This window comes from Prauserella muralis (genome assembly GCF_003202285.1).
Lineage (GTDB): Bacteria > Actinomycetota > Actinomycetes > Mycobacteriales > Pseudonocardiaceae > Prauserella_B > Prauserella_B muralis.
The window spans coordinates 1,277,469-1,291,716 of the sequence record NZ_MASW01000002.1 but is presented as its reverse complement, the minus strand read 5'-3'; the positions used below and the strand labels follow the sequence as shown (position 1 = coordinate 1,291,716).

The following is a 14,248-nucleotide window of genomic DNA, read 5'->3' as shown; positions in this document are numbered from 1 at the left end:
CCGGCGAGAGGCTCGCGACCGATGATCAAGCTGGACCGGCTGGTGACCGTACTCGGCAGCTACGGCGCGCGCCTCGCCACGGCCGCGGAGGCACCCGGCGCCGAGCTGCGCAGCGTCGCCATGCACGATCCGACGGCGCCCGGCCCCACGGTCGGCGACGCCTTCCTCGCCGTCGGCGTGCCGTCCCTGCGAGAGGCCGTCGATCTCGCCGTCGGCGCCCGCGCCGCGGTACTGCTGGCACGGACCGGCGACGAGCCCGAGCGCGATGTCCTCGCCACAGCTCGCGACCACGGGCTCGCCGTGGTCCTCCTCGATCGCGGGACACCGTGGAACCAGGTCGCGGCGGTGGTCTACGGCCTCGTCCTGGAGGGGCGCGAAACGGAGTCCGGCCGAGGGCCCAGCGACCTGTTCGCCCTCGCCGACACCATCGCCGCCGCCGTCGGCGGGCCGGTCACGATCGAGGACCCGCTCTCCCGGGTCGTGGCCTACTCCAGCCTGCAACAGGATGCCGACCCGGCGCGCCTCGACACGATCCTCGGCAGGCGGGTTCCGGACCAGGTGCGCGCCCTGTTCGACGAGCGCGGCGTGTTCAGTCACCTCGCCGCCTCCGACGAACCGCTCTATGTCCCCTCGGTACCCGAACTCGGCCTGCGCGGCCGCACCGTCGCCGCCGTGCGCGCGGGCAAGGAGCTGCTCGGCTCGGTCTGGGTCACCTGCGCCGCACCGCTGGAGGCCGCTCGCACGCGCGTCCTCGCCGAGGGTGCCCACACCATCGCGCTGCACCTGCTTCGCTCCCGGGTCAGCGCCGACCTGGAACGGCAGGTCGAGTCGGAGCTCGTCATCCAGCTCCTCGAGGGAACCCCGGACGCCACGGCCGTGCTGGCCAAGCTCGGCCTGCCCCCACGGCAGCTGCGCGTGATCGCGCTGCAGGCACACGCTCCCGACGAGCGCAACGCGGCGATCCTGCTCGCGTTCGAGCGAGCCACCACGGGGTTCGGCTGGTCCCGTCCCGGCCGCTCGACCCTGTTCGGCAACACGGTCTACACCGTCCTGCCCTGCGATGACGACGTCGCGCCCGCCCACCGTTGGCTGCGCGACCTCGATCGCGCCCTGCCCGGCCACGTCACCATCAGCGCCGGAATCGGTGGCGCCGCCACGCCGGGCGACATCCCGGCCAGCAGGCAGGAGGCCGACGAAAGCCTCGCCCTGCACTCCGGGCGGCCCGCAGGCCCGGCCGTCAGCTACGACGAGGCGTGGGACGAGATCCTCCTGCAGCGGCTGCGAACGGCCGCCTCCGCGGGCCGCCTGCCCTCACGAGGCCCGATCGCCGAGCTCGCCCGGCACGATCGCGACCACGCGACCGGCTATCTGCCGACGCTGCGCGCCTGGCTCGAGGGCCAGGGCGACCTCAACGCAGCGGCCGCCGGCCTCGGCGTCCATCCCAACACGATCCGGTACCGGCTCCGCAAGATGACCGAGGTCGCCCACCTGCAGCTCGACGACCCCCGCAAACGGCTCGCCATGCTCATCACGCTCGCGATCCAGGAGCAGGAGGGCGCGTGACGTCCGCGCTGCCGCCGCACCGTCACCCGGCCGCGGCGTCTCCGGTCCGCTGGTGAAGCCGTCCAGGGACCGCCGGAACAGCTCCGGGCTCAGCGATCCGGCTGCTGCCGTGCGTCGTACCGCTGCTGGCTGCGCTCGATGTCGGCGTCGTGCTCGACCGCCCACTCCGCCAGCCGCACGGCCGGGTCGATCAGGGTGCGGCCGACGTCGGTGAGTTCGTACTCGACGCGGGGCGGCACCTCGGCGTACGCGGTTCGCGAGACGAGCCCGTCGCGTTCCAGCTGCCGCAGGGTCAGCGACAGCATCCGCTGGGAGACACCGGGAATGCGCTGCTGCAGGTCGGTGAAGCGCATGCGCTCGTCATGCAGTGTCGCGACCACCAGCAGCGTCCACTTGTTGCCGATCCGCTCCAGGATCCTGCGGATCGTCCGCCCGCCGTCGCCCCGGATCAGGCAGGTTCTCTCGTACGTCGACATGGCCACGTCCCTGTGAGCAACGAACACGTGTGTGCCTTTTGTATCGCCTCCGATAGTCACCCATCATGGCCATACTTACAAGTGGTAACCATTGGAGGATGCCGTGGAAATCGCCTACTGGATCGTCGCTGCGCTGCTGGCGGTGCTCTACCTGTACGCGGGCGCGAAGAAGGTGGTGCAGAGTCAGGAGCAGCTGGCGCCCATGATGGGCTGGGTCGACACGGTCCCGATGTGGCTGGTCCGCGGCATCGGTGCCGTCGAGATCCTCGGCGTCCTCGGCCTGCTGTTGCCACCGCTGACCGGTGTCGCGCCGGTGCTGGCGCTGGTCGCGGCCATCGGGTTCGCCGTCCTTCAGGTGCTGGCGGCAGGGCTGCACCTCTCCCGCGGCGAGGTGAAGGAGACCGGGCTCAACATCCCCCTGATCGCCCTGGCGGGCGTCGCGGCATGGCTGGCCACCGTGTGGTGAGCGTCCGCGCTACCCGTGGCCCCTGGGTTGCGGCTCGGTCCTGATGTCGACCTCCGAGCGGAGTGTCCGGTGCACCGGGCACTTGTCGGCGATCGCCAGCAGCCGCTCCCGCTGCCCGGCGTCCAGGTCGCCCTCGAGCCGGATGGTGCGCTCGATCCGGTCGAGCCTGCCGGCCCGGGTCTCGCAGTGGGCACAGTCCTCGGCGTGGATGCGGGAATGGCGCAGCGCGACGGACACGTGCTCCAGCGGCCAGCCCTTGCGCTCGGCGTACATCCGCACGGTCATCGACGTGCAGGAGCCGAGTGCGGCGAGCAGCAGGTCGTAGGGGGCGGGGCCGGAGTCGGCGCCGATCGGCGCGGGCTCGTCGGCGGCCAGGACGTGGCGGCTCGCCTCGATCCGCTGCCCGAGGGGGCCGTCGCCGGTCTCGGACACGACGACGGTGCCCTCGGCGGTGCCGTCGGTGCTGTCCGGCGCGCTCCCGGGATCGAGGACGTACCGGGACGCCCAGGCGCCGAGCACGGTCGCCACGTACTCGGCGTCGGCCGGTTCACTGAGCAGGTGGTCGGCCCCGTCGAGTGCGACGAAGGACTTGGGGTGGCGGGCGGCGTCGAAGATCCGCCGGGCGTTGTCGATGCTCACCAGCTGATCGCCGGGTGCGTGCAGCACGAGCAGTGCCGCGTCCAGCGTGGCGATGCGCTCGGTCTGCGGCTGGGCGGCGATGTCGTCGAGGAACTGTCTGCGGATCCGGAACGCCCTGCCCGCGAGCACCACCTCCGCCTCGCCACGCTCCTCGACCTCGGCCGCACCGTCGCCGAGCAGGTGCCGCACGTGCTCGGGGTCGGCGGGGGCGGCGATGGTCGCCACCGCGCGCACCTCGGGGATGCGGTGCCGCGCGGCCAGCACGGCGGCGCCGCCGAGCGAGTGCCCGATCAGCAGGGCCGGGGCGGCGAACTCCGCACGCAGGTGGTCCGCCGCGAGCACCAGGTCTTCGATGTTGGAGCTGAAGTCGGTGTTGCCGAAGTCGCCGCCCGACTCGCCGAGCCCGGTGAAGTCGAAGCGCAGCACGGCGATCTCGGAACCGGTCAGCGCCCGGGAGATCCGCGCCGCCGCGACCACGTCCTTGCCGCAGGTGAAGCAGTGCGCGAACACCGCGTACGCCCGTGGCTCTCCCGCGGGCAGGTCGAGCCGGGCGGCCAGCGGTGTCCCCTGCGATCCGGTGAACGGGACTCTCACGGTTCTCGTCATCGTCTCCCCTGCGCGTCGCGTGGCTGAGACGAGTCTGCATCATCGGACCGCCCGCGGCCGGGTCGCGCGCCCGGCCCCGTGTCAGATCACGAGCGCACCGGCGTCGACGGGAAGCGCGACACCGGTGATGTAGCGCGCCTCGTCCGAGGCGAGGAACAGCACCGCGTTGCTCACGTCGATCGACTCCACCCAGGGGATGGGCAACAGGATCGTGGCCCCCGACGCCTCGCCGAAGTCCTCGCGGGTCGGGTTCTCCACGTCCGGGCAGAACAGCCGGTACATGCTCTCGTTCTGGATCATGTCCGTGTCCACCTGCGTGGGGTTGACCGTGTTGACGCGGATCGAGTGCTCGGCCAGCTCCTGGGCCAGCGTCTTCATCAGCCCGACGACGCCGTGCTTGGCCGCGACGTAGTGCGAGACGCCGCTGTAGGAGCGCAGGCCCGCCACGGAGCTGGTGAGGACGATGGAACCGCCGCGGCCGCCGGCGATGAGGTGCGGGATGGCGACGGTGCACGTCCGCCAGACACCGCTGAGGTTGATGTCGATCATCTGCTCCCACGTCTGCTCGGACAGCTCGTGGGAGGGCCCGTTGGACAGGATTCCCGCGTTGGCGCACACGATGTCGAGCCTGCCCAGCTCGGCGACGCCCTCGTCCACGGCGGCCCGCAGTGACCCGGTGTCGCGCACGTCGGCCTCGCGTGCCACCACCCGCCCGCCGAACTTCTCCACCTGCCGCGCCGTCTCGGCCAGGTCCTCGGCGGTGGCCATCGGGTAGCCGACGGTGTCGATGTCGGCACAGTGGTCCACCGCGATGATGTCGGCACCTTCCTGGGCGAGCCGGACGGCGTGGCTGCGCCCCTGGCCGCGTGCTGCTCCCGTGATGAAGGCGACCTTGCCTTCGACCCGACCTGGCATGGCAACTCCTCTGCTCGTGGTCACTTGATGAGTACACCCGCGTCGACGGGAAGCGCGACACCGGTGATGTAGCGCGCCTCGTCCGAGGCGAGGAACAGCACCGCGTCGCTGACGTCACGCGGCTCGACCCAGGGCACCGGCAATGCGTTCATCGCCTGCGACACGGGTGCGAAGTCCTCCCGGGTGGGCTCCGCGACGCCGGGGCAGAACAGCCGGTACATCGGCTCGTTCATGATCATCGGGGTGTCGACCTGCGTGGGGCTGACCGTGTTGACCCGGATCCGGTGCGGCGCCAGCTCCTGGGCCAGCGTCTTCGTCAGGCCGACGACGCCGTGCTTGGCCGCTGTGTAGTGGGCGATGTTCGCGTAGGCCTTCAGCCCGGCGGCCGAGCTCGTCAGCACGAGGGAGCCACCGCGGCCCCCGGCGATGAGATGCGGGATCGCCGCCGCGCACGTCCGCCAGACACCGCCGAGATCGATGTCCACGACGTCGCGCCACACAGACTCGGGCATGTCCTTGGCCGGGGCGGGCTGGTTGACACCCGCGTTGGCGCACACGATGTCGAGCCTGCCCAGCTCGGCGACACCCTCGTCCACCACGGCACGCAGGGCGCCGAGGTCGCGGACGTCGGCCTGGCGCGCGAGGACGCGCCTGCCGAGCCGCTCGACCTGCCGAGCCGTCTCCGCCAGGTCGGCCGCCGTGCCCAGCGGGTACGGCACGTTCTCCAGGTCGGCGCACACGTCGACGGCGATGACGTCGGCGCCCTCCTCGGCCAGCCGCACCGCGTGCGCGCGGCCCTGCCCGCGCGCCGCGCCGGTGACCAACGCGACCCGCCCGGCCACCCTGCCCCGGCTCATTTGATGGTCCCGTAGCGGCGGCGGTCGATGGTGAGCACCACCGCGGCGATGACGACGGCGCCCTTGACGATCAGCTGCGTGTACGGGTCGACCGACGTGATGTCCATGCCGGAGCTGAGGATGACGATGACGAGCGTCCCGAGCAGCGTGCGGTGCGGGCCCCCGACGCCACCGGAGAGCGCAGTGCCGCCGACGACGATCGCGGCGATCGAGTTCAGCAGGCTCGGGTCGGCGCCGAGCGGGACGCCGGTGCTGGCCTGGCCGGTGAAGATGATCCCGGCGATCGCCGCGACCACGCCCGACAGCGTGAACACCGACAGCTTCACCGCCCGGACCCGGACCCCGGACAGCCGCGCCGCACGTTCGTTGCCCCCCACCGCGTAGATGTGCCGCCCGTACGAGGTGGCGAACGCGACGACGGTGAACACCGCCACGAGCACGAACGCGATCAGGGTGCCGTTGGGCAGGCCGGGCACCCACGACTCGTTCACCAGTGTGTTCAGCAGGCCCGACTGGTAGGAGACCGGGCCGCCGTTGGACACCGTGTTGGAGATGCCGTTGAGCACCGACATCATGCCGAGCGTGACGAGGAACGACGGCACCCGCAGCAGCGTCGAGATGAGCCCGTTGGCGAGCCCGACGACGGCGCCGCACAGCAGGACCGCGGCGATGGCGAGCGGGCCGCCGAGGTCGTCGATCCACGTCGCGACCAGGATGCCGGACAGTGTCGCCCCGGCCGCCACCGAGAGGTCGATGCCCCCGATGAGGATGACGAACGTGCCCGCCAGTGCCAGCACAGCCAGGAACGCGAGCTGCCGCAGGATGTTCTGCGCCGAGTCCGGCGACAGGAACGCCGCGTTCTGCACGCCGAAGTAGACGACCAGCACGATCAGCGCGACGATCGGCACCCCGATGTTGCGGTAGCGGCCGAGCCACCCCGGGCCGGCGGGCCCCGGCGCGGCGGGCGGGCCGCCCACGTCGGGGACCACCACCTTGGTGGGATTCTGTGTCATGGACAACCTCACATCATGTGACTGACGACGTCGACTTCGGTGGGCTTGGCGGTGGCCGGTGCGGGGATCTCGGCGGACACCCGCCCGTCGCGCAGCACGACGATGCGGTCGGCGAGGCCGATGATCTCCTCCAGCGACTCGGTGCACAGCAGGATGCCGACGCCGCTCGCGGCGAGCTCGCGGATCAGGCCGTAGATCTCCTCGCGGGTGCCCACGTCGATGCCCCGGGTGGGGTCGTCGAGCACCAGCACGCGGCAGTCCCTGGCCAGCCAGCGGGCGAACACGGCCTTCTGCTGGTTGCCGCCCGAGAGCTCACCGACGGGGGTGGCCAGCGACGGCGTCTTGATCCGCAGCCTGCCCGCGAGGTCGGCGACCCGGGAGCGCTCGGCCGCCAGCCGCAGCAGCCGCGTCCAGCGGGAGGCGAGCACGTCGAGGAAGCCGACGGAGATGTTGGGGCGCACCCCCAGCTTCGGGAAGAGCGAGTCCTGTGCCCGCTCGGGAGGGACGTAGCAGACGCCTTCCCGCACCGCCCTCGGCACGGTCCACCGTGGCCGCCGGACGCCGCCGAGCACGATCGCGCCCGTGTCGAGCCGCTCGGCTCCGGCCACCGCCGCGGCCAGCTCGGACTTGCCGGAGCCGATCACCCCGGCCAGCCCGACGATCTCCCCGGGCCGCACCACGAGATCGACGCCGGTGAACGCTCCCGCCTTGCCGCCGCCCACGATCTGCACCACCGGACGGCCCGACACGGCGCCGCGCTGCGCCTCCTCGTGGTAGTAGTCGGCGCTGCGTTCCCTGCCCACCATCAGCTCGTGCAGCCGGGCGTCGGTGACGCCGTCGTTGGGCAGGGTGTCGATGACCCGGCCGTCGCGCAGGACGAGCAGCCGGGAGCTCACGCGCAGCACGTCGTGCAGGATGTGGGACACGTAGAGAAACGCCGCCCTGCTGCGCCACCGCTCGATCAGCGAGAAGAGCAGCTCCGTCTCGTGCTCGCTCAGCGCACTGGTGGGCTCGTCCAGCAGGATCAGTGGCGGGCGGGCGGTGTGCTGGGCCGAGGCGAAGGCCTTGGCGATCTCGACGAGCTGCCGCTGCGGGTAGGTGAGCCCGGCCACGACGGCGTCCGCGCCGAACTCGTCGATGTGCATGTCGCGCAGCAGCTCGCCTGCCGCCGCCCGGAGCCGCCGGGCGCGGGAGAGCCCGCGGCTGCCCGCCAGCGCCTCCCGCCCGAGGTAGATGTTCTCGTAGACCCGCAGGGACTCCACGAGCGCCTGCTCCTGCACCACGACCGACACGCCGAGATCGGCGAGCCTGCGCGGGTCGCCGAGGGGCGCGTCGGTGCCGTCGACGGTCATCGTGCCGGCATCCGGCCGCACGGTGCCGCTCATGACGCCGATGAGCGTCGACTTGCCCGCGCCGTTCTCGCCGATGAGGCCGAGCACCTCCCCGGTGCTGATCTCGAGCGACACGTCCCGCAGGGCGCGCACGATGCCGTAGCTCTTGCTGATTCCCGTCAGCGTGACGGTGGAGGTGTCGGGCACGGCAGGCTCCCCGTTGTCGGATCGTGCGGGCTCAGGCGACCAGCTGGTCCTTGTACTCGAACAGCGGCCCCGACCGGAACGCGGCGCTGTAGGCCGTGCGGACCTTGCCGAGATCGGCGGAGTCCCACGCGGCGTTGAGCTGGTACTCGTCCTGCGGCACCCCGGCGTAGAGCTCCCGGGGATCGAGCGGGTTGAGCAGGGTCTGCGGGTCCCACGCGTCCGGGTTGAGCGCCTTGCTCATCTTCGGCCAGTCGAACGGCAACTGTCCGGTGTAGACGGTGTCGAGCACCTTGCCCGCCGTGTCGGGTGTCACCAGCAGCGCGCCCTGCGAGAGGAAGCGCTCCGGCAGGGCCAGCTCGACGCCGTTGAGGACGTCGAACAGCGTGATGCCCAGCAGCGCGGCGGTCAGGCCGCCGATCGTGACGCTGGTCAGGTACTGCTTGCCGTCCGCGATGTACTGCAGGTTCTGCTTGTTGCCGTCGAAACCGGTGACGACCTTGCCCTTGATGCCCCGGGAGTCGAGTGCCGCGATCACGCCGGCCGCCTCGCTGTCGTTCTGCGCGAAGACGCCGGCGAAGTCGCGCACCGACGGCAGGATGTTGGTGAACGAGATGCGCGCGGCCTCCGACGTCCAGTCCCCTGGCGAGGCGGTGACGAGCTTGATGTCCGGGTAGTCCCGCAGCGCCTTCCTCAGTCCCGCGGTGCGCTGGTTGTCGGCCGACGAGCCCTTCTGCCCCGGCACGTGGATGATCGTGCCCGAGCCACCGACCTCGTCGAACAGCGCCCGTGCCGTCGCCTCGGCGATCTTCGTCGACGGCGGGGTGATGAACCGGACCCAGCTGTCGGCGTCGGCAGGCGTGTACCACGGCGGCGCGGTGTAGGAGCTGGCGTAGAGGATGCCCGCGGCCTGGCAGGCCTTGGTGACGGCCGCGGCCTCGGACTCGGTCGCGGGCGTGCCGAACATCGACTTGCCGCCCTGCGCGCGGACGTTGCCGACCTGGTTGATGGCCGTGTTCACGTTGGCCTGCGACTCCAGCGACACCATCGCGACCCCCAGCGCCCCCATCGCCTGCTTGGCGCCCTCGTTGAACGCGACGAAGTAGTCGTTGGTCAGGGTCGTGACCTGGCACCAGGTCTTCTCCCTGCGGATGTCGCCCCCACCCTGGGCGGCACCGGAGCCGGAGCTTCCGGATGCGCCGCAGGCGCTGGCGCCGAGGACGATTCCCGCCGCTCCGGCTGCGGAGAGGAACGCCCTGCGCGACATCGGATGGGGGAACCGTCCGCGCACTGCCATGTCGACGATCCGCGACTCTGTGGACACCATTGTCCTTGTCTCCTTCGGGATGGGAATAACGGGTCAGGACCGCGGATTCGCGCCGTGGCCGAGCAGATGCGCGGCGAACCAGCGCGACGCCTCGTCGGCGGCGAGCGTCAGCTTGGCGCGGTCGCTGTACAGCGTCATGTGGGAGGTGCCGGGGAGCACCGCCAGCTTCTTCTTCGCCGTGGGGATCCGGTTGTAGCTCTCGATCTCCAGGTCCCACAGCGTCAGGTCGTCGCCCTCGGCGACGAGCATCAGCGTCGGGGTGTCGTAGAGGCGGCTGACGAACGGGCCGACGTCGTAGTTCAGCAGCAGGTCGACCGACTCCATCGTGGACGAGTTCTCGTACCGCGGCGCCTCGGTGCGCTGCAGCTCGGCGAACGTGCGGCGGGTCTCGGGAAAGGGCCATGCGGAGAGCTCCGTCTCGGGGCTCTCACTGGCGTGCGGCAGGTAGGTGCGCTTGCCCGGCTCCCGCGCGCGCAGCCTGCGGTCCTCCAGGATCGCCTGCCACAGCCTGCGGTAGCCGAGCGTGCCGTGGACGCGGCGCATGTTGCGGTAGCCGTCCACGACGGGGATCTGGCTGACGATGGCCTTCACCCTGGGGTCGGTCGCACCGAGAACCAGCACGTGCCCGCCGGAGTAGGAGATGCCCCACGCTCCCAGCCGGTCGGAGTCGACACCGTCGGTGCGTTCGAGGAAGCTCAGCGCGTTCTGGTAGTCCCGGATCTGCGCCCAGGGGTCGAGATGCTGTCGCGGCTCGCCGTCGGACGAGCCCAGGTTGCGGTAGTCGAAGACGAGCGCGGCCATGCCCGCCGCGGCGAAAGCCTCGGCGTAGTAGGGCATGACGAGCTCGCGGACGTAGCACCAGCCACCGGCCAGCACCACGGCCGGCACGTCGCCGGTGCCCTCCGGCCGGTACAGCCAGCCGCGGACGGTCGTGCCCTCGCTGTCGAACTCGATGTCGTCCCGATGCATCGTTGCCTCTCGGAAGGTGTTGAAGCGGCACGGTTTTCGCGTGCCACGGGCAGGACTGTTCGCGCGTCTGCGCGCCTGGCTAGTGCGGCGCGGCACCTGTGGTGAACGGGTGTGCCGACGGATGATCGGGCCGTCGAGCACCGAGTGCGCCCATCGTGAAACGCCGGACAGGCGTTGTCAAGTGTCACTTGACGAGTGTGATTGTAAAGCGACACTGGACACCACAGGGATGCCGGGATTACCGTTTCCGCACGCACCAGCGAGTCCGGTGGGCATCGTCGCCGCCGGGGCTGACGGGAGTGACCGCCACGTGAACCGCGCACAGCTGCTCGACGCCTACCAGCGGATGGTGCTCATCCGGCTACTGGAGGAACGAATCTCCGTTCTGTACCGCGATGGGAAAATCCCCGGCTTCGTGCACACGTCGGTGGGCCAGGAGGCGTGCGCGGTCGGGGCGCTGTTCCACACCCGCCGTGCCGACGTCATCACCTCGACACACCGCGGCCACGGCCACGTGCTGGCCAAGGGCCTGGAACCGCGCCGTGTGCTCGCGGAGCTGATGGCGAGGGAAACGGGCGCCTGCCGGGGCCGGGGCGGGTCGATGCACGTGGCCGACCCGTCGCTCGGCATCTACGGAGCCAACGGAATCGTCGGCGCGGGTCTTCCGATCGCGGTCGGGGCGGCGCAGGCCTTCGCCGCGCGTGGGCAGGACGGGGTCGTGGTGGCGTTCTTCGGCGACGGCGCCGTGGCCACCGGCGCCTTCCACGAGTCGCTCAACCTGGCGGCCCTGCGCAACCTGCCGGTGGTGTTCTTCTGCGAGAACAACCGATTCTCGGAGTTCTCCCGCGCCGCCGACCAGCACCCGGTGCCGATCTCGGCGCGGGCACTCGCCTACGGCGTGCCGTTCGTGGAACTGGAGGGCAACGACGTCGGCGCCGTGGCCGACGGGATGGCCGACGTGCTCGAGAAGGTGCGCTCCGGCGGCGGCCCGTGCCTGGTCGAGGGGCTGACACTGCGCGTGCGTGGTCACTACGAGGGCGACCAGCAGGCCTACCGCACCGAGGAGGAGCTGGCCGGGTTGGCGGCAGGCGACCCACTCACCGTGGCGCGCGACCGGCTGCTGGCGCTCGGCGCGGGCACGGCCGAGGTCGAGCAGGCCGAGAACGCCGCGCGGCAGGCTGTCGCGGACGCGGAGGCGTTCGCGCACGCCTCACCACATCCGGAGGCCGCCTCCGCGGGCGACGACGTGTACGCGCCGCGCAGGCGGGTCGCCCCCGTGCCCGCGCCGGAGCGGCCGGGCGAGCGCCCCTCGTCGGTGTCGCGGATCCTGCGCCAGGCCCTGCGGGACGCGCTGACCGCCGACGAGCGCGTGTTCCTGGCCGGGATCGACGTCGCGGGCGGCAACGTCTTCGGCATCACGCGCGGACTCGCCGAGGACTTCCCAGGACGGGTGCTCGACACCCCCATCTCCGAGACGGCGATCATGGGCATGGGGGTGGGCGCGGCGATGTCCGGCCTGCGGCCGGTAGTCGAGCTGATGTACTTCGACTTCCTCGGCGTCTGCTTCGACCAGCTGCTGAACCAGGCGGCCAAGCTGCGGTTCATGACCGGCGGCGCGGTGACCGTGCCGCTCGTGGTGCGCACGCAGTTCGGCTCGGGCCGTTCCTCGGGAAGCCAGCACTCGCAGAGCCTGGAGGCCCTGCTCGCCCACGTTCCCGGGCTCACCGTGGTGATGCCGAGCTCGGGGCCGGACGCCTACGGGCTGCTGCGAAGCTCCATTGAGGACGACAACCCCGTCGTGTTCGTCGAGAACCGCCTGCTGTACGAGAAGAAGTTCACCATGCCGCCGGAGAGCCACCGCGTGCCGCTCGGCCAGGCGCGGATCGTGCGGCCGGGAACGGACGTCACCCTCGTGTCCTGGTCGCGCATGGTGCACGATGCGCTGGACGCGGCCCGGACCCTGCACGGGGAGGGCATCGACGCCGAGGTCGTCGACCTGCGCACGATCGTGCCCCTCGACCGCGAGACCGTGCTCGCGTCGCTGCGCCGCACCAACCGGCTCGTGATCGCGCAGGAGGCCGTGGTCGACTTCGGGGTCGGTGCGGAGCTGAGCGCACTCGCGGCGCGCGAGGGCTTCTGGTCGCTGGACGCGCCCGTGGCCCGGGTCGGTGCGGCCTACTCCCCCGCACCGTACGCGCCGGGGCTGGAACGGCAGTGGCGCGCCGGGCCCGCGGACATCGTGCGCACGGTCAGGGACGTCGTCTCATGCTGAGCGCCACCCGGCCGCACACCGTCGACCACGCGCTGCCCGGTGCGACATTGGCCGACGTGCTCCGGCTGGCAGTGGCCGACCGGGGCGCGGACCTGGCGGTCGCCGAAGCCGGCACCACGCTCACCTACGCCGAGCTGGCCTGCGCCGCCGGGCGGGTCGCCGCGGGCCTGCGGGAGCTGGGCGTCCAGCCCGGCGACCGCGTGGTGACCCAGCTGCCGAACTGGTGGGAGACGCTCGTCGCGTCGTGGGCCGTGCTGCTCGCCGGTGCGGTGCTCGTGCCGGTGGTGCCGATCTACCGCGCCCGGGAGCTGGCCTTCATCGTCGAGCAGGTGCGGCCTCGCGCCGCGATCGCCCCGGCGTGGTTCCGCTCGCACGCGCACGCGGCCGAGCTGCGGAGCCTGCTGGACCGCTCGGATGCGGCGGCGGCCGTGGTCAGCGTGCGCGGAGGCCTGCAGGGCACCGTGCCGTTCGAGACACTGCTGGACTCGACGGCCCCGGAACCGGACGCGGCGGTGTCAGCGCGGGACATCGCCGTCGTGCTCTACACCTCGGGCACGACGGCCCGGCCGAAAGGCGTGCTGCACAGCCATCAGACGTTGCTGGCCGAGGTCCGCGACGTCGCCGGGTGGTGCCGGCTCGGCGGCGGCGACCGGGTGTTCATGGCCTCGCCGCTGTCGCACATCACGGGGCTGTGCTACGGCGTCGTGCTGCCCGCGCAGCTGGGATGTGGCGTCGTGCTGCAGGACCGGTGGGATCCCGCGGCGGCCGCCGGGCTCATCGAGGACCACGGCTGCACGTTCACCGTCAGCGCCACACCGTTCCTGCGCGGCCTCGCGGAGGCCTACGCGGGCCGCCGCGCCCGGTCGAGCCTGCGCGTCTTCGTCTGCGGTGGCGCGGACATTCCGGCCGAGCTCGTCCGCGACGCCCGGCGGGCCATGGGTACCCGCGTCGTGCGCACCTACGGTTCGACCGAGCTGCCGACGTCGTCGATGGCCGACCCGTTCGGCGACCTCGACGCCGCGGCCACGGGCGAGGGCACGCCGATGGGCGGCAACGAGCTCCGCGTCGCGGATCTGGGCGAAGGGCCGGAACTGCTGGTGCGCGGTCCGGAGATGTTCCTCGGCTACCTCGACGAGCGGCTCAACGAGTCGGCGTTCACCGCCGACGGGTTCTTCCGCACCGGCGACCAGGCCCGCATCGACGCCGATTCCACCGTGCACATCACGGGCCGGATCAAAGACATCATCAACCGGGGCGGCGAGAAGTTCAGCGTGGCGGAGGTGGAGGAGCTGCTGCTGGGACACCCGGCGGTGCACGAGGTCGCGGTGGTGAGCTGTCCGGATCCGGTCCTCGTGGAGCGGGCCTGCGCCTACGTCGTCCCGCAGGACGGCCTGGTGCCGACGCTGGAGCAGCTGCGCGCGCACCTGTCGGCAGCGGGGCTGGCGGTGCAGAAGTCGCCGGAACGGCTGGAGATCGTCGCCGAGCTGCCGCGCACCGCCAGCGGCAAGGTGCAGCGGCACGTCCTGCGCGAGCGGCTCCGGGCACGGGACGGCCTGCCCGGCGGAGCGCTCGGGTGAGGCGCGGGCAGGCGGAAGCCCCCGCGCGTCGCG

The 14,248-nt window shown here is 71.8% G+C and carries 12 protein-coding genes; 4 read left to right on the top strand and 8 right to left on the bottom strand.

The genetic code is table 11. From position 1 onward, the window contains the following. Positions 1-21: 21 nt before the first annotated feature. Entirely contained in the window at positions 22-1,563 is a 1,542-nt protein-coding gene (locus BAY60_RS17240) for a PucR family transcriptional regulator (protein ID WP_112281927.1), read from the top strand. 89 nt (positions 1,564-1,652) lie between these two features. Here BAY60_RS17240 and BAY60_RS17235 read toward each other — a convergent pair whose 3' ends face one another. Next, entirely contained in the window at positions 1,653-2,039 is a 387-nt protein-coding gene (locus BAY60_RS17235; RefSeq protein ID WP_112281926.1) for a winged helix-turn-helix transcriptional regulator, read from the bottom strand. A gap of 103 nt (positions 2,040-2,142) precedes the next feature. Between BAY60_RS17235 and BAY60_RS17230 the strand changes: the two genes are divergently transcribed. Further along, entirely contained in the window at positions 2,143-2,505 is a 363-nt protein-coding gene (locus BAY60_RS17230) for a DoxX family protein (RefSeq protein ID WP_112281925.1), read from the top strand. Between the two features lie 9 nt (positions 2,506-2,514). Here BAY60_RS17230 and BAY60_RS17225 read toward each other — a convergent pair whose 3' ends face one another. The 7 genes from BAY60_RS17225 to BAY60_RS17195 form a co-directional block, all read right to left on the bottom strand. After that, entirely contained in the window at positions 2,515-3,750 is a 1,236-nt protein-coding gene (locus BAY60_RS17225) for a bifunctional alpha/beta hydrolase/OsmC family protein (RefSeq protein WP_112281924.1), read from the bottom strand. Between the two features lie 81 nt (positions 3,751-3,831). Further along, on the bottom strand, positions 3,832-4,665 hold the full coding sequence (locus BAY60_RS17220; protein ID WP_112281923.1) for a mycofactocin-coupled SDR family oxidoreductase: 834 nt from the start codon (positions 4,663-4,665) through the stop codon (positions 3,832-3,834). Positions 4,666-4,685: 20 nt separating this feature from the next. Continuing rightward, positions 4,686-5,522 (bottom strand): mycofactocin-coupled SDR family oxidoreductase, encoded by an 837-nt coding sequence (locus BAY60_RS17215; RefSeq protein ID WP_112281922.1) that lies wholly within the window; start codon positions 5,520-5,522, stop codon positions 4,686-4,688. Further along, positions 5,519-6,535: an ABC transporter permease gene (locus tag BAY60_RS17210; protein ID WP_112281921.1), complete on the bottom strand. Its 1,017-nt coding sequence runs from the start codon at positions 6,533-6,535 to the stop codon at positions 5,519-5,521. The genes BAY60_RS17215 and BAY60_RS17210 overlap by 4 nt, the downstream gene beginning before the upstream one ends. A gap of 8 nt (positions 6,536-6,543) precedes the next feature. Then, complete coding sequence (locus BAY60_RS17205; RefSeq protein WP_112281920.1) at positions 6,544-8,073, bottom strand: sugar ABC transporter ATP-binding protein; 1,530 nt, start codon at positions 8,071-8,073, stop codon at positions 6,544-6,546. A gap of 31 nt (positions 8,074-8,104) precedes the next feature. Beyond that, positions 8,105-9,397: a sugar ABC transporter substrate-binding protein gene (locus tag BAY60_RS17200; RefSeq protein WP_112281919.1), complete on the bottom strand. Its 1,293-nt coding sequence runs from the start codon at positions 9,395-9,397 to the stop codon at positions 8,105-8,107. Between the two features lie 33 nt (positions 9,398-9,430). After that, positions 9,431-10,366 carry an alpha/beta hydrolase gene (locus BAY60_RS17195; protein ID WP_112281918.1) on the bottom strand — a complete coding sequence of 312 codons (936 nt, stop codon included), beginning with the start codon at positions 10,364-10,366 and terminating at the stop codon, positions 9,431-9,433. A 310-nt stretch (positions 10,367-10,676) separates the two neighbouring features. Between BAY60_RS17195 and BAY60_RS17190 the strand changes: the two genes are divergently transcribed. Together BAY60_RS17190 and BAY60_RS17185 are read left to right on the top strand one after the other, a co-directional pair. After that, on the top strand, positions 10,677-12,638 hold the full coding sequence (locus BAY60_RS17190) for an alpha-ketoacid dehydrogenase subunit alpha/beta (protein WP_245992566.1): 1,962 nt from the start codon (positions 10,677-10,679) through the stop codon (positions 12,636-12,638). Further along, complete coding sequence (locus BAY60_RS17185; RefSeq protein WP_112281916.1) at positions 12,632-14,215, top strand: AMP-binding protein; 1,584 nt, start codon at positions 12,632-12,634, stop codon at positions 14,213-14,215. The genes BAY60_RS17190 and BAY60_RS17185 overlap by 7 nt, the downstream gene beginning before the upstream one ends. Positions 14,216-14,248: the final 33 nt, after the last annotated feature.